At 60.0% G+C, this 22080-nt stretch carries 18 protein-coding genes; 6 read left to right on the top strand and 12 right to left on the bottom strand.

Annotation, left to right across the window (positions count from 1 at the left end; translation table 11 throughout):
- Positions 1-22 precede the first annotated feature (22 nt).
- The 8 genes from QYQ93_RS21515 to ppsA form a co-directional block, all read right to left on the bottom strand.
- Positions 23-1003, bottom strand: a complete 981-nt coding sequence (locus tag QYQ93_RS21515) for an OmpA family protein (protein WP_043047078.1) — start codon at positions 1001-1003, stop codon at positions 23-25.
- 107 nt (positions 1004-1110) lie between these two features.
- Positions 1111-1701, bottom strand: coding sequence for an RNA polymerase sigma factor SigX (gene sigX / locus QYQ93_RS21520; RefSeq protein ID WP_003193286.1), 591 nt, complete (start codon positions 1699-1701; stop codon positions 1111-1113).
- 87 nt (positions 1702-1788) lie between these two features.
- Positions 1789-2613, bottom strand: a complete 825-nt coding sequence (locus tag QYQ93_RS21525; RefSeq protein WP_003193288.1) for a mechanosensitive ion channel family protein — start codon at positions 2611-2613, stop codon at positions 1789-1791.
- A 2-nt stretch (positions 2614-2615) separates the two neighbouring features.
- Positions 2616-2861 (bottom strand): hypothetical protein, encoded by a 246-nt coding sequence (locus QYQ93_RS21530; protein WP_005790375.1) that lies wholly within the window; start codon positions 2859-2861, stop codon positions 2616-2618.
- A gap of 86 nt (positions 2862-2947) precedes the next feature.
- Entirely contained in the window at positions 2948-3943 is a 996-nt protein-coding gene (locus QYQ93_RS21535; RefSeq protein WP_338475437.1) for a zinc transporter ZntB, read from the bottom strand.
- Positions 3944-3968: 25 nt separating this feature from the next.
- Positions 3969-4460, bottom strand: a complete 492-nt coding sequence (gene rraA, locus QYQ93_RS21540; protein WP_043047080.1) for a ribonuclease E activity regulator RraA — start codon at positions 4458-4460, stop codon at positions 3969-3971.
- A gap of 229 nt (positions 4461-4689) precedes the next feature.
- Positions 4690-5679: an alpha/beta fold hydrolase gene (locus tag QYQ93_RS21545; RefSeq protein ID WP_338475438.1), complete on the bottom strand. Its 990-nt coding sequence runs from the start codon at positions 5677-5679 to the stop codon at positions 4690-4692.
- Positions 5680-5785: 106 nt separating this feature from the next.
- On the bottom strand, positions 5786-8161 hold the full coding sequence (gene ppsA, locus QYQ93_RS21550; RefSeq protein WP_043047082.1) for a phosphoenolpyruvate synthase: 2376 nt from the start codon (positions 8159-8161) through the stop codon (positions 5786-5788).
- Positions 8162-8339: 178 nt separating this feature from the next.
- Here ppsA and ppsR point away from each other — a divergent pair, with 178 nt between their 5' ends.
- Positions 8340-9158, top strand: a complete 819-nt coding sequence (ppsR, locus tag QYQ93_RS21555) for a posphoenolpyruvate synthetase regulatory kinase/phosphorylase PpsR (protein ID WP_003193298.1) — start codon at positions 8340-8342, stop codon at positions 9156-9158.
- 121 nt (positions 9159-9279) lie between these two features.
- Here ppsR and QYQ93_RS21560 read toward each other — a convergent pair whose 3' ends face one another.
- Positions 9280-10704: a PLP-dependent aminotransferase family protein gene (locus QYQ93_RS21560; protein ID WP_043047083.1), complete on the bottom strand. Its 1425-nt coding sequence runs from the start codon at positions 10702-10704 to the stop codon at positions 9280-9282.
- A 160-nt stretch (positions 10705-10864) separates the two neighbouring features.
- Here QYQ93_RS21560 and QYQ93_RS21565 point away from each other — a divergent pair, with 160 nt between their 5' ends.
- Genes QYQ93_RS21565 through QYQ93_RS21585 form a run of 5 tightly spaced genes read left to right on the top strand, consistent with a single transcriptional unit; the run spans position 10865 to position 16342 of the window.
- Positions 10865-11758 carry a DMT family transporter gene (locus QYQ93_RS21565; protein ID WP_161796497.1) on the top strand — a complete coding sequence of 298 codons (894 nt, stop codon included), beginning with the start codon at positions 10865-10867 and terminating at the stop codon, positions 11756-11758.
- Positions 11759-11781: 23 nt separating this feature from the next.
- Positions 11782-13644, top strand: coding sequence for a molybdopterin-synthase adenylyltransferase MoeB (moeB, locus tag QYQ93_RS21570; RefSeq protein ID WP_338475439.1), 1863 nt, complete (start codon positions 11782-11784; stop codon positions 13642-13644).
- Between the two features lie 16 nt (positions 13645-13660).
- Positions 13661-14575, top strand: coding sequence for a PLP-dependent cysteine synthase family protein (locus QYQ93_RS21575; protein ID WP_043047188.1), 915 nt, complete (start codon positions 13661-13663; stop codon positions 14573-14575).
- A 37-nt stretch (positions 14576-14612) separates the two neighbouring features.
- On the top strand, positions 14613-15605 hold the full coding sequence (locus tag QYQ93_RS21580) for a serine O-acetyltransferase (protein ID WP_043047086.1): 993 nt from the start codon (positions 14613-14615) through the stop codon (positions 15603-15605).
- Between the two features lie 2 nt (positions 15606-15607).
- Positions 15608-16342: an alanyl-tRNA editing protein gene (locus QYQ93_RS21585; protein ID WP_338475440.1), complete on the top strand. Its 735-nt coding sequence runs from the start codon at positions 15608-15610 to the stop codon at positions 16340-16342.
- 155 nt (positions 16343-16497) lie between these two features.
- Here QYQ93_RS21585 and prpD read toward each other — a convergent pair whose 3' ends face one another.
- The 3 genes from prpD to acnD form a co-directional block, all read right to left on the bottom strand.
- On the bottom strand, positions 16498-17982 hold the full coding sequence (prpD, locus tag QYQ93_RS21590; protein WP_338475441.1) for a 2-methylcitrate dehydratase: 1485 nt from the start codon (positions 17980-17982) through the stop codon (positions 16498-16500).
- 176 nt (positions 17983-18158) lie between these two features.
- Positions 18159-19349, bottom strand: a complete 1191-nt coding sequence (prpF, locus tag QYQ93_RS21595) for a 2-methylaconitate cis-trans isomerase PrpF (RefSeq protein ID WP_043047089.1) — start codon at positions 19347-19349, stop codon at positions 18159-18161.
- A gap of 11 nt (positions 19350-19360) precedes the next feature.
- Complete coding sequence (gene acnD / locus QYQ93_RS21600) at positions 19361-21955, bottom strand: Fe/S-dependent 2-methylisocitrate dehydratase AcnD (RefSeq protein ID WP_338475442.1); 2595 nt, start codon at positions 21953-21955, stop codon at positions 19361-19363.
- Between the last annotated feature and the right edge of the window lie 125 nt (positions 21956-22080).

Genomic DNA, 22080 nt, shown 5'->3' on the forward strand with positions numbered 1-22080 from the left:
GGGTTTTTTTAAGCCAGGCTAATTACTTAGCGGTGGCTTCAACAGCAGCTTCTACGCGACGGTTAACAGCGCGGCCAGCTTCAGTTGCGTTGTCAGCAACTGGGCGGGACTCACCGTAACCTACGGAAGTGATGCGGCTAGGCGCTACGCCATCTTTAACCAGGACTTGCTTAACAGCGTCAGCACGACGCTGGGACAGCTTCTGGTTGTAGGCGTCTGGACCCACGGAGTCAGTGTGACCAGCAACTTCTACGTTGGTGTCTGGGTACTGAGCCATGAAGTCGGCCAGGTTTTTCACGTCGCCGTAGCTGTTAGGCTTAACAACCGACTTGTCGAAGTCGAACTTAACGTCCAGCTCAACACGAACAACCTGAGCAACCGGAGCTTCTGGCTCTGGAACTGGCTCTGGAGCTGGTGCTGGGGTAGGAGCTGGAGCAGCTGCGCCAGCGTTACCGCCGAAGTTCACGCCCAGGCCAACCAGTGCGGAGTAGTCCCACTTGCCGTTGTCCAGACCGTAGTCAGCTTCAACACCAGCACGTGCGTACAGGTTGTTGGTGAAGTAGTACTTCACGCCGGTACCGATGGTAGCGAAAGTGGTCTGATCGCGACCGCTGTGGCCATCAACCTTGACGTTGGTACGGCTCTGGTGGCCGAAACCGCCTTCAACGTATGGACGCAGGCTATCAACGCCAGCCTGACCGAAGTGGTACTGGGCAACGAGGCTGCCAGTGTCACCTTTGATCTTCTGGTTGCCAGTGCCGTCGTTCGAACGGGTGTGGTTGGTCTTGTCGTACGACAGATTCAACGACAGATCGTCGGTCAGGAAGTAACCAATGCGAGCGCCTGGGTTGAAGCCGTCTTCGATGTGCTTAACGCTATCGTTGTACTGCTTCTTGTAGAACAGCTCGCCTTCAACTGCGCCTTGGCCTTGTGCCAGAACGCCGAAAGAAGTAGCGGCAATAAGAGAACCAATGGCCAAGCCCAAGGTGTTTTTCAGTTTCATCCGTTAAATCCCCATCTGGTGATTGTAAAGCAGTCCCACAAACCGGGGGACAACTCGGCGACAAGTCTAACAGAACTTGCCTACACGTAAGAGATATTTGCTACGCACTAAGTTTCAGTCTCGCCCGCAAATTTCTCACGTAATTTATCAAGAGCACGTTTGTAACGCATTTTTGTAGCACTCAAGCCCATATGCATGATGTCAGCGATTTCCTGGAATTCCAGCTCTGCGACAAAACGAAGCACCAGAATCTCTCGGTCAATCGGGTTCACATGCACCAGCCAGCGATCAAGTCCGCCCTTCTCCTCGGGTGCCGGCGCCTTTTCCTCAGACGCCTCCTCGAGGGGGTCCAGACTCAAAGCGTCCATCAAGCGACGCTTTCGCCGTTCCTTCCGATACTGCGTGATGCACTCGTTGTACGTGATGCTATACAGCCATGTCTTGAACTTCGATTTGCCCTCGAAGTTCTTCAGGCCGTAGAGCACCTTGAGCATCACTTCCTGACAGACATCGTCCGCATCTCTATCGTTCCCCAAATACCTTGAACAAACGTTGAACAGAGTGCGTTGATACCTGCGCATCAATTCTTCGTACGCACGTGTTACGTGAAACAGCTCCGTGTGCGAGCGCGCGACCAACTCCTCATCAGAGAGCTCACGTGGGTCATAGCGCGTGGACAGCGTTTGGGCTTTATTCAAAACAAGTCGTGCCGACAGTCAGGTCAATGTCCGTTGCAACCCGGTCACCCGGGTTCGCGGCGGCGTACATTAGCAGGGTTTGCCGGGTTAGCGGCTACTGACCTGCTGCTCAAGAAGAATCCGGTTGGACAGCGACACCAGTTCCCCGTCATCGGTCAGCACGGTTGTCTTGACTGTGCCGATCTCCTCGATTTGCCCTTCGACCTCGCCCACACGCACCTGTTGCCCAACTTGATACAGCTCACGCACATAGATTCCCGCAAGAATCTGGCCGGCAATTTCCCGGCTTCCCAAGCCCATGGCCAGCGCAACGGCCAGACCAACGGTAATCAAAACAATCACAATCACGTGGTTGAGCAGGTCAGTCTTGACCTCCAACTGGCTGATCGCGACGGAAATACTGATGATGATCACCAGCCCCTGGGCGATTCGTCCCAGGCCTGCCGCATAGTCCAACCCCACGCCTTCGGCGGCCCCGCGCACCAGCCCGTTGGCCAGTTGCGCCAGTAGAACCCCCACCAGCAACACCAGCGCGCCGCCGAAGACTTTCGGCAAATACAGCGCCAGCATGTCGAGCGTAGCTGAAACTCGCTCAAGTCCAAGGGATTGAGCCGCAGAAACCAGAAAAATAAGTAGAACGAACCAGTAGACGATCTTGCCGATCAGGGTCGAAATCGGCACCTGCAGCCCGGCGCGGCCCAGTAACTTGGTGAGGCCGGTGCCGGCCATCAGGCGATCCAGCCCCAGTTTTGCCAGCAATTTGGACAGCAGGGTGTCGAGCAACTTGGCCACGACAAAACCCAGCAATACCAGAACCAGGGCGCCAAACAAGTTGGGAATGAAATTCGCCACCTTGGTCCACAATGCGGTCATTGCGGTAACCAGGCTCTGGGTCCAGAGATCAAGTTCCATATTCAATCAGCCTTATCAGCAGTGCGAGCAAGAGGTTTACGACGGGAAACCGGTGAAACATGGGCCGAACCATTGTTCAGGGCCATCATCAATGCCGGCAGCCAGCGCCCGAGCAGACCGAACAGATCTCCCGCTCCGACCTGACGGTTGGCGGTTTTGAGTACGCGACCCAGGCAAGCATCGTCATCCCGGTTGGATGGCGAGGCATTGAGCATGTCACGCAAAGACTGTTCGAACGGATCGTGCATAGAGACCTCTCGCAAGTGTTTTAAAAGACGAGGGTAAATTTCATGGGGTCACATCGGCCCCTTCTTACGTTCAGCTCATATTCAGGTTAAACCCAGCGCAATCGTCGAAATAACCACCACTGCCCCAGTGCCACCGAGACCATCAACAGGCAGGCAATCATGAATCCATAAGGGCTGTCAGAGAACGGAATGCCCCCCACATTTATACCGAGCAAACCGGTGAGAAAACTCATCGGCAAGAAGATCCCGGTGATGATCCCGAAGCGGTACATAGTGCGGTTCATGCGCACGCTCAAGCGCCGGTCTTCGGCCTCAAGCACAAGCCCCACGCGCTCTCGCGCCAATTCAAGCTCTTCCAGGTAACGGGTCAGGCTGTTGTGCAGTTCATTCCAATAGTCGGCATCGTCGTCACAAAACCACGCCGGTTTGATCCGCGTCAGCTGGGCAAAAATATCCCGCTGCGGCGCCAGGAAACGCTTGAGCCCTGCCGCTCGCCGACGGATCTGCAAGACACTGCCGTGCTCCGGCGTATACCGTTCGTCGGCATCGAGTTTTTCTTCCTCTGCATCGACGATTTCAGACAAGGACGTGACCAGATCCTGCACTTTATTGGTCAGGTACTGGGCCATATAAAGGATGAGTTCAGAGGCAGTCTTGGGGCCTTTACCGTCCGCCAATTGCACCAGCAGCTCATCGGTCGCACGCAGCGGGCGCAAACGCAGGGAAATCACCCGGTTGGCGGCGGCAAAGATACGTACCGACACCATGTCCTCGGGCTCGGCGCCTGGGTTGAGGTTGATCCCGCGCAGAAACAACAGCAATTCGGCGTCCGGCAGCGGCAACAGCCGTGGGCGAGTGTTCTCTTCCAGCAGCAGGTCACAGGCAAACTCGCTCAGGCCGCTGGATTTGCGCAGCCAGGTCTGGGTCTGGGGATGGCTGCGATCCCAATGCAGCCACAGGCTTTCATGGGGCTGCACTTGCAAATCGTCGAGCTCAGTCCGGGCAATCGAACGCGCACCGCCTTTACCGTCCAGCACCAGGGCATGCACCAGCCCCCATTGCGCGTTCTCTTCCTCGAACATCCTCACCCCTATCGGCTACTGCGGTTTATTCAGGCATTTTCAGCGGGCTGGGCGATACGATCACGCCGTTGTTATCGGCATAGACGTACTCGCCCGGGCGGAACGTCACGCCTGCGAACGTCACCACCACGTTCAGGTCGCCCAGACCGCGCTTGTCGGTTTTCATCGGGTGCGATGCCAGCGCCTGCACGCCCAGGTCGGTCTGGGCGATAACGTCGACATCACGGATGCAACCGTAGATCACCAGCCCTTCCCAACCATTTTTCGCAGCTTTCTCGGCGATCAGGTCGCCCAGCAGTGCACGGCGCAGGGAACCGCCGCCATCGACCACCATGACTTTGCCGGCGCCTGGCTGGTCCGCCTGTTCCTTGACCAGGGAGTTATCTTCGAAGCATTTGATGGTGACAATCTCGCCACCAAAGGAGTCTCGGCCACCGAAGTTGCTGAACATCGGCTCCACTACCTGCACCAGCTCCGGGTAGGCGTCACACAGGTCGGGGGTCACGTAATGGTTCATCGAGAAACTCCTGTCGTCAAAGAAGAGGTCAAACATCCACGCTGTACATCAGGAAAACGCGCCGCGACAGGCATTCTTTAACTGCGTGTCGGACAGCGGCGGCCATGATCAGATCCACCTAGGCGCAACGCAATACACGTTGCGCGACTGAATATGACCAGAAGCGCCTGGCGCGTCATATCTTAGCCGCAACCACTCAAGAGTGAAACGCCCTTGGTAGAGCGTTTCGTCAAACCGCCGCGGCCATGTCAGGCTGCGTACCGAATACAGGTGTCAGCGGATCTCGCAACCAACGTTCTACCAATGGCCATACTTCGGCCTGCGCGGCGTTGCTGACCAGCATCTGCACATGCCCGAAATCTTCACTGAAACCTTGCTTGCGCCCCAGGCACAGGTACTGACGATGCTCGCTGCCGACTTGCTCGAAGAGTTCACGGCACGCCCAGTCTGGATCTTGGCGGTCACCGGCCGCGCTGACCGCCAGCAGTGGCACGTCGACCTCTGCCAGGCCCTTCCACCAATCACGCTCGGCATCGCCAAAACGGCCAAACAGGCCGTTCCAGCGCATCGCTTCGATCATCACACCGGCCGGCTCGTCCTCCGGACCGCGCTTGAATCGCGGGCCGGACACCAGGGCAAGGCGCTTGAGGATAAATCGACCGCCCCACTCCACCGGTGGAATTTTCAACGGCCAATGGGTGCGACTGACCTGGCAGCCGAACAAGGCCACCGAAGCTACCATTGGCGCCCCCAGGTGCTGGCCACCCAGGGCCGCAGCCAAGGTCGTGGCACCCAGGGAATGCCCGATCCAATGGGGGATTTGTCCGTTTTGCTCACGCACAAACGCACCGATGGCCGGCAAATCGTAGCGCGCGTAATCAGCAACCCGGTTTCTGGCGTAGTCCTGGTTACGCTTGGACAGGCCATGCCCGCGCATTTCCGGGATCCATACATCAAAGCCCCGGCGCGCCAGGTAAGCGCCCAGGCCGATGCCTTTGGGGGAGTACCAGAAGCGTCGATTGGAAAAACTGCCGTGCAACAGAATAATAGGCGTGCCCCGGTTTTCGGGGACATTGGCCAGGCCCAAACGGGTCACCGCCAGTTCGACGGTGCCGTCGGGACTGTTGCCGGGCTTGAGCCGGTACACATCTTCACTCAGGTCGCCACGCCGTTCAGCGCTGATCAAGGCGACAGGAAATAGTTTGCTGCTGCTTTGCATAATGCTCTTGCACAAAAAAGGGCGGCGTCCGCAAGGAGTTCCGCCCTGTACAGATAAGAATGCCGGTCACCCTCTATGAGTGACCGGCACTTTTGACATCGCGACCTCAGGCGGACGCTTGGCCTTCCGCCAGGAAGAACCAGGTTTCCAGCACGGAATCGGGGTTCAGCGAAACGCTCTCGATGCCCTGCTCCATCAGCCATTTGGCCAGGTCAGGGTGGTCCGAAGGGCCTTGGCCGCAGATCCCGATGTATTTGCCGGCCTTGTTACAGGCCTGGATGGCGTTGGCCAGCAGCTTCTTGACCGCAGGGTTACGCTCGTCGAACAGGTGAGCGATGATCCCCGAGTCGCGGTCCAGGCCCAGGGTCAGCTGGGTCAGGTCGTTGGAGCCGATGGAGAACCCGTCGAAGAACTCCAGGAACTCTTCGGCGAGGATGGCGTTGGACGGCAACTCGCACATCATGATCACGCGCAGGCCGTTCTCGCCACGGGTCAGGCCGTTTTCGGCGAGCAGGTCGACCACCTGGCTCGCTTCGCCCAGGGTGCGCACAAATGGCACCATGATCTCGACGTTCGTCAGGCCCATCTCGTTGCGCACGCGCTTGAGTGCACGGCACTCGAGCTCGAAGCAGTCACGGAACGCTTCGCTGATATAGCGTGAAGCACCGCGGAAGCCCAGCATCGGGTTTTCTTCCTCCGGCTCGTAGAGCTTGCCGCCGATCAGGTTGGCGTATTCGTTGGACTTGAAGTCCGACAGGCGCACGATGACCTTTTTCGGGTAGAACGCCGCCGCCAGGGTACTGATGCCTTCCACCAGCTTCTCGACGTAGAAGCCTACCGGGTCGTTGTAGCCGGCAATGCGCTTGTCGACGCTTTCCTTGATGTCCAGCGGCAGGCCGTCGTAGTTCAACAGGGCCTTGGGGTGCACGCCGATCATGCGGTTGATGATGAACTCCAGGCGGGCCAGGCCCACGCCGGCGTTCGGCAACTGCGCAAAGTCGAAGGCGCGATCCGGATTGCCGACATTCATCATGATCTTGAACGGCAGGTCAGGCATGGCGTCGATGGAGTTCTGCTTGATATCGAAGCCCAGCTCACCTTCGAAGATGAAACCAGTGTCGCCTTCGGCGCAGGACACGGTCACACCCTGGCCGTCCTTGAGCAGTTGGGTGGCGTTGCCGCAACCGACTACCGCAGGAATCCCCAGCTCACGGGCGATGATCGCCGCGTGGCAGGTACGCCCGCCGCGGTTGGTGACAATGGCGCTGGCACGTTTCATCACCGGTTCCCAGTCCGGGTCGGTCATGTCGGAGACCAGCACGTCGCCAGGCTGGACCTTGTCCATCTCGGACACGTCCTTGATGATCCGCACCTTGCCGGCGCCGATGCGCTGGCCGATGGCACGACCTTCCACCAGTACGGTGCCGGTCTCCTTCAACAGGTAGCGTTCCATGACATTGGCCGAAGTGCGGCTCTTCACGGTCTCGGGACGGGCTTGCACGATATACAGCTTGCCGTCGTCACCGTCCTTGGCCCACTCGATGTCCATCGGGCACTTGTAGTGCTTCTCGATGATCATCGCTTGTTTGGCCAGCTCGCTGACTTCAGCGTCGGTCAGGCAGAAACGCGCGCGCTCGGCCTTGTCGACGTCAACGGTTTTCACCGAGCGACCGGCCTTGGCCTCGTCGCCGTAGATCATCTTGATCGCCTTGCTGCCCAGGTTGCGGCGCAGGATGGCCGGGCGGCCGGCCTCAAGGGTGTGCTTGTGCACGTAGAATTCGTCGGGGTTGACCGCGCCTTGTACGACGGTTTCGCCCAGGCCGTAGGCACCCGTGATAAATACCACGTCACGGAAGCCCGATTCGGTGTCCAGGGTGAACATCACGCCGGCCGTGCCGGTTTCCGAACGCACCATGCGCTGCACGCCGGCAGACAGGGCCACCAGCTTGTGGTCGAAACCCTGGTGGACGCGGTAGGAAATTGCACGGTCGTTGAACAGAGAGGCGAAGACTTCCTTGGCAGCGCGGATCACGTTTTCCACGCCGCGGATGTTCAGGAAGGTCTCTTGCTGGCCGGCGAAGGAGGCGTCCGGCAAGTCTTCGGCGGTCGCCGAGGAGCGCACGGCCACGGCCATGTCCGGGTTACCGGCGGACAGGGTGGCGAAGGCGGTACGGATTTCTTCGTTGAGCTTCTCGGGGAACTCGGCTTCCATAATCCATTGGCGGATCTGGGCGCCGGTCTTGGCCAGGGCGTTGACGTCGTCGACGTCCAGGGCGTCCAGCGCGGCGTGGATCTGGGCGTTGAGGCCGCTCAGCTCGAGGAAGTCGCGGTAAGCCTGGGCCGTGGTGGCGAAACCACCGGGCACCGAGACACCAGCGCCTGCAAGATTACTGATCATCTCGCCGAGGGATGCGTTCTTGCCCCCTACGTGCTCTACATCATGGACGCCGAGCTTATCGAGGGAAACTACGTACTCTACCAAGGTGATCTCTCCACTTTCTGTGTTGGAAAAGCTCAGGACGCCGACTGCTCAGTAGGAGCTAACGCCAGCGCTTGTGGCCTGGACCTGGAAAATAAGTGAGAATGCGGCCCACTGCGGGACGGCAAAATCGCGCCTATCATATCCAAGATTCGCCATCAGCTTAAGGCCCAGGGCTCAAATGAAACGATCTGCTTTCTTTATCTCCGACGGCACCGGCATCACAGCCGAAACATTGGGCCAGAGCCTTCTCGCGCAGTTCGAAAACATTACCTTCGCCAAATTCACACGGCCTTATATAGACAGCGTGGATAAAGCGCGGGCCATGGTACAACAAATCAATCTGGCGGCTGAAAAAGACGGATTTCGTCCGATCATTTTCGACACCATCGTCAATCAAGACATTCGTGAGATTCTCGCAACGTCGAATGGTTTCATGATCGACATTTTCTCGACCTTTCTGGCGCCGCTGGAACAGGAGTTGAGTGAGCATTCATCGTACTCCGTCGGAAAGTCCCACTCCATCGGGCATAACTCCAACTATATGGAGCGTATCGAGGCGGTGAACTTCGCCCTCGACAACGACGATGGCGCCCGCACCCACTACTACGACAAGGCCGACCTGATCCTGGTGGGCGTATCGCGCTGCGGCAAGACCCCGACCTGCCTGTACATGGCCATGCAATTCGGCATCCGTGCGGCCAACTACCCGTTGACCGAAGATGACATGGAGCACCTGACGTTGCCCGCCGCCCTGCGTGCGCATTCGCACAAGTTGTTCGGCCTCACGATTGACCCGGACCGGCTGACCGCCATCCGCAACGAGCGCAAGCCCAACAGCCGTTATTCCAGCTATGCCCAGTGTGAGTTTGAAGTGCGCGAAGTAGAAAATCTGTTCCGTCGCGAGAATATTGCGCACATCAATTCCACGCATTTTTCGGTGGAAGAGATTTCGGCGAAGATTTTGGTGGAGAAGGGTGTGGAGCGCAGATTCAAGTAGTTGTATTGCCTGAACTGGCGCTTTCGCGAGCAAGCCCGCTCCCACATTTTGACCGTATTCCAAAGAAGGATCTCGGTCCAATGTGGGAGCTGGCTTGCCTGCGATGAACGGTAACGCGGATTTACAGATGAAACCGCCCGCCCCCCTGCCCCAGCGCCGTCGCCAGCGCATCAAACCCCTCGCGCAGTAACTGATCATCGCCAGATGTGTTGCAGATACTCGCTCGAATAAACTGCGGCACCGCCGTCTGGCCCACGGCAAACGCCTCGGCGGTGGCGATCAGGTAATTGTTCTGCTTGAGTTCTGCCTCGATTTCCGACGCACGCCATGGCTCCGGTACTTCTATCCAGAAATGCGGGCTGTTGAGGTGGGTGCGATACGTCAACCCGGTCAATAAATCCTCGACCAAGGTCTTGCGACGGCTGATTTCGTTGATTTGTTGGCGCAGCAGATATTCCGCCGTGCCGTTTTCAATCCACTGGGTGGCCAGCTCCAGGGTCACGGGCGTGGCCATCCAGCAGGTCGAGCGCAGTGCCGCCGAGATGCGGCTGACCAGTGCCGGTGGCGCGTGCACGTAGCCAACCCGCAAACCTGCCGACACCGCCTTGCTCAGGCTGCTGATCAAAATCGTACGCTCAGGCGCAAAATAGCTGAGGGGCGGCGGACGATCTTCCACCAGCACACCGTGAGCTTCGTCTTCAAGAATCAGCAGGTTGTGCTCGCGACACACCTTTGCCAGGGCTTCGCGACGCGCAACCGATAGCACCGCCGTCGTCGGATTCTGAATAGTCGGCGTGCAGTACAACGCCGAAATGCGGTGATTACGACAGACCTCATCCAGCGCCGTGGGCAGCACGCCCTCCTCATCCATTTCCAGGCCAATCAGCCGTATGCCGAGCATGCGCGCAGCGGTAATCAGCCCGGGATACGTCAGTTGCTCGGTGACCACCGTATCGCCGGCGCGCAGCAAAGCCATCATCGAGCACAGCAAGCCATGCTGGCCGCCGTTGACGCAGATGACCTGCTCGGGGATTGGATGGAAATCGCGCTGCACCAGCCATTGTGCACCGGCTTCACGGTAACGCGGCAGGCCGGCGTCGGGGGTGTAGGCACTGATGTCCTGGAGGAACTTGGCGTTGGTCGACAGGGTTTGGAAGCTCTGGGCGAGAAATACCGTCTCCTGCCCAGGAATATGCATGTTGCGGCTCATGTCGAAGTATTGGCGCGGCTCCTCGCTGAAATTGCGAAAGCCCTCATCGCGCTGGCGCTCCATCCCCCGTTTGCGCACGAAGGTTCCATCACCTACCCGCGCGACCACCAACCCCAGGCGCTCCAACTCACCATAGGCGCGGCTGATGGTGCCGATGGTCACCCCCAGGTTGTCGGAAAGCACCCGATGGGGAGGCAGTTTTCGTCCCGGTTCAATCAAGCCTTCGAGGATGCCCCGCTCCATGACATCGGACAGGCGCTTGTACTTCACGCCCTGCCCGCTGGACAAGCCCTCACGCATAATTGACACCATGTCAATATTTGTTTTGACAGCCATCTTTCGCCCTAATAGTGTGCTTTTACGGGTTCAATCACCGATAAAACTACCTCATTACAAGTCCAATATAGAGTTCAATTCCGGCTCAGGGAAGCAATAAACGATGCCAATGTCCGCCGTTCTCGAAAACACTGCAAAAACTAAAACGCAAAAACAGTGGTTGGCCGGGCTGGTGACCAGCGTGATGTTCCTCATCGTATGCCTGAGCTGGGGCACCACCTGGCTGGGCATCAAAATTGCCGTGGAGAGCGTGCCGCCGCTGACGTCTGCCGGCCTGCGCTTCCTGATTGCCTTCCCGTTATTCCTGTGTTTTGCCATGGTGCGGCGCGAACCGATCCTGTTCCCCCGGGAAAGTCGCTGGTTTTTCGTATTCGTGACCCTGTCCTACTTCAGCATTCCTTATTACCTGCTCAACTACGGCGAGATGCATGTGTCGTCCGGGCTCACCGCCCTGCTGTTCAGCTGCATGCCGGTGTTCATCCTGATCTTTTCCGCGCTGTTCCTGCGTGAGCGCATCTACTTCTCCCAGGTGGTCGGCATCGGCATCGGATTCGCCAGCCTCTACATGATCATCAGGAGCCAGGGCCTGCACCTGGACCACGCCGAGTTCTTCGGTGTACTGGCCATCCTGAGCGCGGCGATCATGCATGCCTTGTGCTATGTCATCACCAAGCAAAAAGGCAGCGCCATCAGCGTGATTACCTACAACACCCTGCCCATCGGCATTGCCGGGCTGATGCTGTTCGTGGCCGGCCTGTGGTTTGAAACCCCGGTCTTCAACGCCATCACCCTGCGTTCCTGGAGTGCGCTGTTCTACCTGGGGCTGGTGGCATCGGTAGGCGGGTTCATCGTGTATTTCATGCTGCTCAAGCGCCTGAGCCCGATCATCCTGTCGTTCGTCTTCATCATCTTCCCGGTGTTCGCAGTCATCATCGGTGCCTGGTACGAAGGCGTGGAAATTTCCCGCGACCTGATGCTGTACTCGGCGATCCTGCTGGCCGGCTTTGCGATCACCAAGTTGCCCATCGAAAAACTCCTGGCCAAGAAAAATTGACCCCTGACCAACGCGAGAGAAACATGGAAGTCCTCCGCCCCACCGCCCTGGAACAAATCTACGCTCACGCCAGCTGCAGCTACCCCGAGGAATGTTGCGGTTTTGTCTTCGCCGACGGCAGCGTGTACCTGGGCAGCAATATCCAGAACGAGCTGCACCGCAAGAACCCCGAGATGTACCCGCGCAGCGCGGCCAACGGCTACACCTTTTCGGTGGCCGACACCTTGTTGATGAACAAGGCGTTTCGCAGCGACAACCCGGTAGCAGTGATCTACCACTCGCACCCGGATGTCGGCGCTTATTTCAGTGATGAAGACCAGGACAAGGCGCTGTTCCTGGGTGAGCCGATCTACCCCGTCAGCTACTTGGTGGTGGATGTTCGCCAGGGCCAGGCCCTGGGCTCGAAGCTGTTTGCCTGGGATGGCAGGCATTTCGCCCTTCAACCTTTCAACGACCTGCACACGGAGTTGTCCATGAACGCTGTCTCTTTCCCCGACATCCTGGTCCGCGTGGCCAAGCTGCCGGAATCAACCCTTGAGGGCACTGGATCGACATTGCGCGAAGTCATTGAAAACCTCTGCAGCAGTTACCCACAGTTGCGCCAGCACCTGTTTCATGAAAAGAACAACCAGCTCAAGGAACACTTCCTGTTCACCGCCGAGGAAGAACTGATCGAGGCCGACGAACGCTTGCCGGAAAAAGCCCGCATCGAAGTGTTGCTTGCCACCTCCGGTGGCATGGACGTCGATACCCTGAGCAATGAAGAAGTGCAGCGCTACGTGCGCCACATCACCCTGCCCGGCGTCGGTCGCGAGGGCCAGTTGAACCTGAAGAAAGCCAAGGTGCTGATCATCGGCACCGGCGGCCTGGGCTCGCCGATCAGCCTGTACCTGGCGGCGGCCGGTATCGGCACCCTCGGCCTGGTGGACTTTGATGTGGTGGAAAGCAGCAACCTGCAACGCCAGATTGTGCACGGCAACAGCACCCTGGGGATGCCCAAGGTCGAGTCCGCCAAGCAGCGCCTGCAAGACCTCAACCGCCATATCCAGATCAACGCCCACGACACGGCGCTCAACGCCGACAATGCCCTGGAGCTGGTGGGCGCCTATGACCTGGTGATCGACGGCACCGATAATTTTGACACCCGCTACCTGGTTAACGACGCCTGCGTACAGCTGGGCAAGCCCTTGGTGTACGGTGCCATCTACCGCTTCGATGGGCAGATCAGCGTGCTGAACTATAAAGGCGGCCCGTGCTATCGCTGCCTGTTTCCCAAGGCTCCCCCTGCCGAACTGGCGCCCAATTGCAGCGCCGGCGGCGTGATCGGCGTGCTGCCAGGCGTGGTGGGCATGATCCAGGCTACCGAGGCGATCAAGTTGCTGATCGGCATCGGCGAGCCCTTGTCCGGGCGCCTGATGCGCTTTGACGCACTGGCGATGAAATTCACCGAGATCCGCTTCAAGCGCCGCGCCGACTGCCCTTGCTGCTCGGAGTTGCGTCACAGCGAAAGCGTCGCACCTGCTACCTGCGCGGATGCCGTACCAAGCCTGCCGTCCCTGGCGGCAGAGCGCTACATCAAGCCCCAGGGCCTCAAGCACGTGCTCGAACACCCCAGCAGCGCCGATGTGTTGCTGGATGTACGTGACGCCAGCGAGCTGGAGGTGTGCAAACTGCCGGGTGTGGTGCATATCCCCCTGGCCGAACTGGATGGGCAATTGGCCAACCTGAGCCGCGACAACACCCACTACCTGATCTGCTACGCGGGCACCCGTGCCGAGCAAGCCGCCAGCACCTTGCTGGCGGCCGGCTTTGCCAATACCAAAGTCCTGCAGGGCGGCATGAAGCACTGGGTTCGCGACGTCGAACCCGACATGCCTTTGTATTGATCGTGGGGGCGTGCTGATGTTGCATAACTCGATTCTCGACGTCATCGGCCAGACGCCAATCGTGCGTCTGGCCCAATTTTCCGAAGATCTCGGCATCGAGGTCTACGCCAAGCTGGAGTCCCTGAACCCGGGCGGCAGCCACAAGGCGCGCATCGCCTTGGGCATGATCCTCGATGCTGAGCGCCGGGGCGTGCTGATCCGTGATTCCGGACAAACCATCATCGAGCCCAGTGGTGGCAACACCGGCATCGGCCTGGTGATGGCCGGCAACGTGCTCGGCTACAAAGTGGTGCTGGTGATCCCGGATAACTACAGCCCCGAAAAGCAGAAACTGCTGCGCCTGTATGGTGCCAAGGTGGTGCTGTCGGACAGCCGCCTTGGCAATAACTCCCATGGCGAAAAGTGCCTGGAACTGCAGTTGGAGAATCCCAACTACGTGATGCTCAACCAGCAGCGCAACGGCGCCAACCCTCAGACCCACCGCGACACCACCGCACCGGAAATCCTCCGTGCCTTCGGTGAGCGGCGCGTCGATTATTTCGTCAGTGGTATCGGCACCGGTGGCCATATCACCGGTATCGGCGAAACCCTCAAGACAGCCTGGCCGGCGCTGCGCATCATGGGGGTGGAGCCGGAAGAATGCGACCTGTTGAAAGACCAGCACGCCGCGCACGCGATCCAGGGCCTGTCGATTGGCCTGATCCCGAGCATTCTCAATCTGGATGTGATCGACGGCATGCTCAAGGTGTCGCACGCGGCATGCCTGGACATGATCAAACGCATCATGCGCACCGACGCCATCAGCCTGGGGTTGTCCTCGGCCGCCAACATGGTTGCCATCGCCCAGCTCGCCCCCGAATTACCGCCTGAAACGGTGGTGTTGACCATGGTCTACGACAATGCCGACAGCTACCTGCCCAGTTTCGAGTAACGGGTTTACCAACCATCCAGAATGCGGGGGTGCCTCCATGGGGGGCTTTATCGACATGCAACAGCTGCACGATGAGCTGCTGACCCATCTCATCACGACCCTGACGCCCGGACAGATGAAGCAGCTGGAACCGCACCTTGCGCCGCTGATCCAGAACGCGGCCCAGGCGGTGGCCGAAGACTTGATCGCCTACGCCTATCGTGACCCCGCATCGCGTGGGCGCGGGGAATTGATCCTGGAGTCCTATGCCTCGTTCAAGGCAGTGCTGTTCTATCGCCTTGCGCATCTGGTGTGGAATTTTCCCGACCCTGGCCACGCGATGTTTTCGCGCATGGCCCTCAAGCTCAGCAACCAGGGCAAGATCCTCTCCGGCGCCGAAATTCACCCGGCGGCGCGCATTGGCCGGCGCTTTGTGCTGGACCACGGTTTCGGCACCGTTATCGGCGAGACCTGCGTGATTGGCAACGATTGCTACATCCTCTGCGGCGTGACTCTGGGCGCACGCGGCATCGCCAACAACCCGGACGGCAAGCGCCACCCGCGCCTGGGCAACAATGTCGAGGTGGGCGCCGGTGCCCGGGTGCTGGGTTATGTATCGATTGGCGATAACGTGTTTATCAGCCCCTCCTGCGTCATCACCCAGGACGTGCCGGCAGGCACCAAGGTCAAGGTGGTCAACCAGATCCAACTGCAAAAAAACGATGAATCGGACCACAGCAACTACCTCGGCGCCTTTGCCCTGGATGAGCGTTTGCATGTCGTCGGCGAGGTCAGTGCCGGCCACAAGGTCACCGTGCTGGATGCTGACTTTCATCCACTGCAAGGGTTGATGCTCGAGCCCACGATAAAAGAGCGGCATCATCTGCAATTCCGCCTGCATCGCCTCGACACCGGTGACCAACTGCCGCGCCTGCCGCTGAACTTGAAAGTCTGCGGACCAGAATTTGAAATCACCCTGCTCTCTCCTCCTGGCTTGAGCGCAATGGTGCGCCACCTACTGCAAGCCAGCCCACTGATCGTCGGAGGTTGAACATGTCCGTGCATTCCATGGAAACCCTGGCGCTGTTCGACAGCGCGCCCTACCAGAACGCTTTCAGCGCCCGGGTGATTGCCGTCAGCGAACATGGCATCGCCCTGGAGCACACGCTGTTCTACCCCACCGGCGGCGGGCAACCGGGCGATACTGGCCATTTGACCCTGACCGATGGCACGCGGGTCGACGTGACGGGTACCGTGCGCGACCCGGTGTTGCGCTCGATCATCTGGCACCAGGTGGAGCATTGCCCCGAGCAATTGACCGCCGGCGTCCAGGTTGACGCAGGGCTGGATTGGGAGCGGCGCTACCAGCACATGAAGATGCACACCTGCCTGCACCTGCTGTGCTCGCTCATCGACGCGCCGGTGACCGGTTGCAGCATCAGCTCGGATAAAGGCCGCCTGGATTTCGACCTGCCGGAAATGACCCTGGACAAAGACAGCCTCACCCGCGACCTCAATGCCCTGATCGAGCAGGCCCACGCGGTGAAGACCCTGTCGATGCCCGCCACCGAGTACGCGACGCTGTTGCAGATCACCCGCACGCAAGCCGTGGCGCCACCAGTGGTCTCGGGTTCGGTACGGGTGATTGAAATTCCCGGCATCGATATCCAACCATGCGGCGGCACCCATGTGCTCAACACCGAGGAAATCGGCCGGGTGTTCTGCGAGAAGATCGAGAAAAAGAGCAAGCACAATCGCAGGGTGATACTGCGGTTTGAACAAGCCTGAGCCTGCCACAATAGCGGCCACTGTGGAGGGCAAATGTGGGAGGGGGCTTGCTCCCGATAGCGGTGGACCAGTCAATGAATCTGTTGACTGACACCCAGCTATCGGGAGCAAGTCGAATCGTCGCACCGCCCCTCCCACATTGACCGAGTTACTTTCTAGATCACGAACAGGTCCATGAAACGGTTCACAGGCGTCACCTCCAGCCGTGCCTGATCCTTGCACAACGCAAAAATCTCGGCGCTGCGCTGCGCGGTGAACCTCGTCGCCAGGTTGGCCTTGAACTTGTCCTCCAGCAATGGGATACCGTCCACTCGACGGCGACGATGGCCAATCGGGTACTCCACCGCCACCTGCTCGGTACAGGTACCGTCCGTAAAGAACACTTGTACGGCATTGGCAATGGAGCGTTTGTCGGCTTCCAGGTACTCGCGGCTGTAGCGAGGGTCTTCGACAATGACCATCTTGCCGCGCAACTCATCGATGATCGGGTGGGCCGCGTGGAAGTCATCCTCGTAATGCTCGGCCACCAGGTTGCCGAACGCCAATGGCACGGCGGTCATGTATTGCAGACAATGGTCACGGTCGGCGGCATTGGCCAGTTGGCCGACCTTGGAAATGATACGAATCGCCGACTCATGGGTGGTGATCACGATGCGCTCGATCTCGTGCAGGCGCGGCTTGACCTGCGGGTGCAGGGTCACCGCCGCTTCACAGGCGGTTTGCGCGTGGAACTCGGCAGGGAAGCTGATCTTGAACAGCACGTTTTCCATCACGTAGGTGCCGTAGGGCTGGGACAGGCTGAAGGTGCGCTTGTCCTCAGGCTTGAGCGCCAGGTCCTTGTTGGTGTGGCTGAACAACACATCATAAAAGCCCCACTGCGGCGCACTCAGCACACCGGGGATACCCATTTCGCCACGCAGGGCGATATCCGCCAGACGCACGCCGCGGCTCGATGCGTCCCCCGCAGCCCAGGATTTGCGCGAGCCGGCATTCGGCGCATGCCGATAGGTGCGCAACGCCTGCCCATCGACAAAGGCCTGGGACAGTGCCGATAGCAGCTGGTCACGGTCAGCGCCCATCAGCTTGGCGGTGACGGCTGTGGAGGCGACCTTCACCAGCAGCACATGGTCGAGACCGACGCGGTTGAAAGAATTCTCCAGGGCAATCACACCCTGGATTTCGTGGGCCATGATCATCGCTTCCAGCACCGCACGCACGGTCAGCGGCGCGTCACCATTGGCCACGCGCTTTTGCGACAGGTGATCGGCCACGGCAAGGATGCCGCCAAGGTTGTCCGAAGGATGGCCCCACTCAGCGGCGAGCCAGGTGTCGTTGTAATCGAGCCAGCGCACGATGCAGCCAATATCCCAGGCGGCCTTGACCGGGTCGAGGCGAAACGACGTGCCCGGCACCCGTGCACCGAATGGCACCATCGTCCCCTCCACTATCGGCCCCAGGTGCTTGGTGCACTCGGGGAAGCGCAGGGCCAGCAGGCCACAACCGAGAGTGTCCATCAGGCAATTGCGGGCAGTGTCCAATGCGTCCCGGGAGTCGATGCGGTAGTTGAGGACATAGTCGGCGATGTCCTGCAAAACCTGGTCGTAGTCGGGGCGGTTGTTCTGGTCGACGTTGGCGCTCATGGCAGTTCTCCTAAAAGTTGGGTTGTTCCATCCTCAGGGTCAGGGTTAATCGTTGCGCAGGTCTGATTGCCTGCTTGTATCCCTGTGGGAGGGGCTTGCTCCCGATGACGGTGGGTCAGTTAATGAATGGGGCGACTGACACCCTGCTATCGAGAGCAAGCCCCTCCCACATAAAGCTAAAAAGCGTCACCCGGAACGCGGACGAAGCCTTCCATCAGCACCCGCGCACTGCGGCTCATGATGGCTTTTTTCACCACCCATTCGCCGTTCACCTGGGTGGCCTCGGCGCCAACGCGCAACGTCCCCGACGGATGCCCGAAGCGCACGGCATTTCGCTCAATACCGCCGGCCGCCAGGTTGACCAAGGTGCCGGAAATAGCCGCCGCCGTGCCAATCGCCACCGCCGCGGTGCCCATCATGGCGTGGTGCAGTTTGCCCATGGACAGGGCGCGCACCAGCAGATCCACATCGCCGGCCTTGATCGCTTTGCCGCTGGACGCCACGTAATCGGCTGGCTTGGCCACGAACGCTACCTTGGGCGTGTGCTGGCGCTGGGCGGCTTCGTCCACATGTTTGATCAGCCCCATGCGTAGCGCGCCATAGGCGCGCACGGTCTCGAACATCGCCAGGGCCTTGGGGTCGCTGTTGATCGCGCCTTGCAGCTCGGTGCCGGTGTAGCCGAGGTCTTGGGCATTGATGAAAATCGTCGGAATGCCAGCGTTGATCAATGTGGCCTTGAAGGTGCCGACACCGGGCACTTCCAGGTCGTCGACCAGATTGCCCGTAGGGAACATCGAGCCGCCGCCGCCCTCTTCTTCTGCCGCCGGGTCCATGAATTCCAACTGGACCTCGGCGGCCGGGAAGGTCACGCCATCGAGTTCGAAGTCACCGGTTTCCTGCACCGCGCCGTCGGTAATGGGCACGTGGGCGATGATGGTCTTGCCGATATTGGCCTGCCACACCCGCACAACGGCTATACCGTTGTGGGGCACGCGGGCCGGATCGACCAGGCCCGCGCTGATGGCGAAAGAGCCCACCGCCGCCGAAAGGTTGCCGCAATTGCCGCTCCAATCTACAAACGGCTTGTCGATGGAAACCTGGCCGAACAGGTAGTCCACGTCGTGGTCGGCGCGGGTACTTTTGGCGAGGATCACGCTTTTGCTGGTGCTCGAGGTAGCCCCACCCATACCGTCAATCTGTTTGTCGTAGGGGTCGGGGCTGCCGATCACTCGCAGCAGCAAGGCATCGCGCGCCGCCCCCGGGACCTGCGCCGCTGCGGGCAGGTCCTTGAGGCTGAAGAACACGCCCTTGCTGGTGCCGCCACGCATGTAGGTGGCGGGGATCTTGATTTGCGCTACGTGTGCCATGGTAATCCTCTTCAGGCGGTCGCCGCCGATTCCAGGAAGTCCTGGGCAAAACGTTGCAACACGCCGCCCGCTTCGTAGATCGACACTTCTTCGGCGGTGTCCAGGCGGCAGGTCACCGGCACTTCGACACGTTCACCATTCTTGCGGTTGATCACCAAGGTCAGTTGCGCCCGCGGGGTGCGCTCGCCGACCACGTCGTAGGTTTCACTGCCGTCGATCTGCAGGGTGTGGCGGTCGGTGCCTGGCAGGAACTCCAGGGGCAACACGCCCATGCCCACCAGGTTGGTGCGGTGGATGCGCTCGAAGCCTTCGGCGGCAATCGCTTCCACACCGGCCAGGCGCACGCCCTTGGCTGCCCAGTCGCGGGACGAACCCTGGCCATAGTCGGCGCCGGCAATGATGATCAGCGGCTGCTTGCGTTCCATGTAGGTCTCGATGGCTTCCCACATCCGCGTGACCCTGCCTTCCGGCTCGATGCGCGCCAGGGAGCCCTGCTTGACCTTGCCGTTTTCCTGCACCATTTCGTTGAACAGTTTCGGGTTGGCGAAAGTAGCGCGCTGCGCAGTCAGGTGGTCGCCACGGTGAGTCGCGTAGGAGTTGAAGTCGACCTCCGGCAAGCCCATTTTCGCCAGGTATTCACCCGCAGCGCTGTCGAGCATGATCGCGTTGGACGGCGACAGGTGGTCGGTGGTGATGTTGTCCGGGAGCACCGCCAGCGGGCGCATGCCCTTGAGCGGTCGCGCACCGGCCAGCGCGCCTTCCCAGTACGGCGGGCGGCGGATATAGGTGCTCTGCGGGCGCCAGTCGTACAGCGGGGTGACCTTGGGGCCGGTGTCTTCGTGGATCGCGAACATCGGGATGTACACCGCACGGAACTGCTCGGGCTTGACCGATGCCTTGACCACCGCGTCGATCTCTTCGTCGCTCGGCCAGATATCTTGCAGGCGGATTTCCTTGCCGTCCGCATCCAGGCCGAGCACGTCCTTCTCGATATCGAAACGGATGGTGCCGGCAATCGCATAGGCCACCACCAACGGCGGCGACGCCAGGAAGGCTTGCTTGGCGTAAGGGTGGATGCGTCCGTCGAAGTTGCGGTTGCCCGACAATACCGCGGTGGCATACAGGTCGCGGTCGATGATTTCCTGCTGGATCACCGGGTCGAGGGCACCGGACATGCCATTGCAGGTGGTGCAGGCAAACGCCACCACGCCGAAACCGAGCTTTTCCAGCTCATGGCCGAGGCCAGCTTCTTCCAGGTACATGGCCACGGTTTTTGAGCCCGGCGCCAAGGACGACTTGACCCACGGCTTGCGGGTCAGCCCAAGCTTGTTGGCGTTACGCGCCAACAGGCCTGCGGCGATCACGTTGCGCGGGTTACTGGTGTTGGTGCAACTGGTGATAGCAGCGATGATCACCGCGCCGTCGGGCATTTGACCTGGTACTTCGTCCCACTGGCCGCTGATGCCTTTGGATGCCAGGTCGCGAGTAGCGACACGGGCGTGAGGATTACTCGGGCCGGCCATGTTGCGCACGACGCTGGAGAGGTCGAAGGTCAGGCCGCGCTCGTACCGCGCGCCCTTGAGGTCATCGGCCCACAGGCCGGTGTGGCGGGCGTACTGTTCCACCAGGGTGACTTGCTCATCTTCGCGGCCGGTGAGTTTCAGGTAGGCGATAGTCTGTTGGTCGATATAGAACATCGCTGCCGTGGCGCCGTATTCCGGGGCCATGTTGGAGATGGTTGCGCGGTCGCCCAGGGTCAGTGCCGAAGCCCCTTCGCCAAAGAACTCCAGCCAGGCGCCGACCACTTTCTGCTGGCGCAGGAACTCGGTGAGCGCCAGCACCATGTCGGTGGCGGTGATGCCGGGTTGCAGCTTGCCAGTCAATTCCACGCCGACGCTTTCCGGCAGGCGCATCCACGATGCACGGCCGAGCATCACGCTTTCGGCTTCCAGGCCGCCGACGCCGATGGCGATCACGCCCAGGGCGTCCACATGGGGAGTGTGACTGTCGGTGCCGACACAGGTATCCGGAAAGGCAACGCCGTCGCGCACCTGGATTACCGGGGACATTTTCTCCAGGTTGATCTGGTGCATGATGCCATTGCCCGGCGGGATCACATCGACGTTCTTGAAGGCCTTTTTGGTCCACTCGATAAAGTGGAAGCGGTCTTCGTTGCGACGGTCTTCGATGGCGCGGTTTTTCTCGAATGCCTGCGGATCGAAACCACCAGCCTCGACGGCCAGGGAGTGGTCGACGATCAGTTGGGTCGGCACCACCGGGTTGACCTGGGCGGGATCGCCGCCTTGCAGCGCGATAGCATCGCGCAGGCCGGCGAGATCCACCAGCGCAGTCTGGCCGAGGATGTCATGGCATACCACGCGGGCCGGGAACCACGGAAAGTCGAGATCGCGCTTGCGCTCGATCAACTGGCTCAGGGACGCATTGAGGGTGGCCGGGTCGCAACGGCGCACCAGGTTCTCGGCAAGCACGCGCGAGGTGTAGGGCAAGGTGGCGTAGGCGCCGGGGGTGATTGCCTCGACAGCCGCACGGGCGTCGAAGAAATCCAGGCGGCTGCCGGGGAGCGGTTTGCGAAACTCAGTGTTCATCGTCAGGACTCGGTCACGGTGATTACAAAAGGGACCTACTGATCCAGATTTGAAATGCAGTTCAAATGTGGGAGGGGGCTTGCCCCCGATGGCGGTGGTTCAGTGCCAGTTGTATCAGCTGACAG

Origin of the sequence: Pseudomonas khavaziana, from assembly GCF_036704165.1 — a bacterium.
Classification (GTDB): Bacteria; Pseudomonadota; Gammaproteobacteria; order Pseudomonadales; family Pseudomonadaceae; genus Aquipseudomonas; species Aquipseudomonas khavaziana.

Coding starts and splice junctions, on each gene's coding strand:
- QYQ93_RS21515 (WP_043047078.1), bottom strand. CDS start 1,003: ATGAAACTGAAAAACACCTTGGGCTTGGCCATTGGTTCTCTTATTGCC.
- QYQ93_RS21525 (WP_003193288.1), bottom strand. CDS start 2,613: ATGGAACTTGATCTCTGGACCCAGAGCCTGGTTACCGCAATGACCGCA.
- QYQ93_RS21530 (WP_005790375.1), bottom strand. CDS start 2,861: ATGCACGATCCGTTCGAACAGTCTTTGCGTGACATGCTCAATGCCTCG.
- QYQ93_RS21535 (WP_338475437.1), bottom strand. CDS start 3,943: ATGTTCGAGGAAGAGAACGCGCAATGGGGGCTGGTGCATGCCCTGGTG.
- rraA (WP_043047080.1), bottom strand. CDS start 4,460: ATGAACCATTACGTGACCCCCGACCTGTGTGACGCCTACCCGGAGCTG.
- QYQ93_RS21545 (WP_338475438.1), bottom strand. CDS start 5,679: ATGCAAAGCAGCAGCAAACTATTTCCTGTCGCCTTGATCAGCGCTGAA.
- ppsR (WP_003193298.1), top strand. CDS start 8,340: ATGAAACGATCTGCTTTCTTTATCTCCGACGGCACCGGCATCACAGCC.
- QYQ93_RS21560 (WP_043047083.1), bottom strand. CDS start 10,704: ATGGCTGTCAAAACAAATATTGACATGGTGTCAATTATGCGTGAGGGC.
- moeB (WP_338475439.1), top strand. CDS start 11,782: ATGGAAGTCCTCCGCCCCACCGCCCTGGAACAAATCTACGCTCACGCC.
- QYQ93_RS21575 (WP_043047188.1), top strand. CDS start 13,661: ATGTTGCATAACTCGATTCTCGACGTCATCGGCCAGACGCCAATCGTG.
- QYQ93_RS21580 (WP_043047086.1), top strand. CDS start 14,613: ATGGGGGGCTTTATCGACATGCAACAGCTGCACGATGAGCTGCTGACC.
- QYQ93_RS21585 (WP_338475440.1), top strand. CDS start 15,608: ATGTCCGTGCATTCCATGGAAACCCTGGCGCTGTTCGACAGCGCGCCC.
- prpD (WP_338475441.1), bottom strand. CDS start 17,982: ATGAGCGCCAACGTCGACCAGAACAACCGCCCCGACTACGACCAGGTT.
- prpF (WP_043047089.1), bottom strand. CDS start 19,349: ATGGCACACGTAGCGCAAATCAAGATCCCCGCCACCTACATGCGTGGC.
- acnD (WP_338475442.1), bottom strand. CDS start 21,955: ATGAACACTGAGTTTCGCAAACCGCTCCCCGGCAGCCGCCTGGATTTC.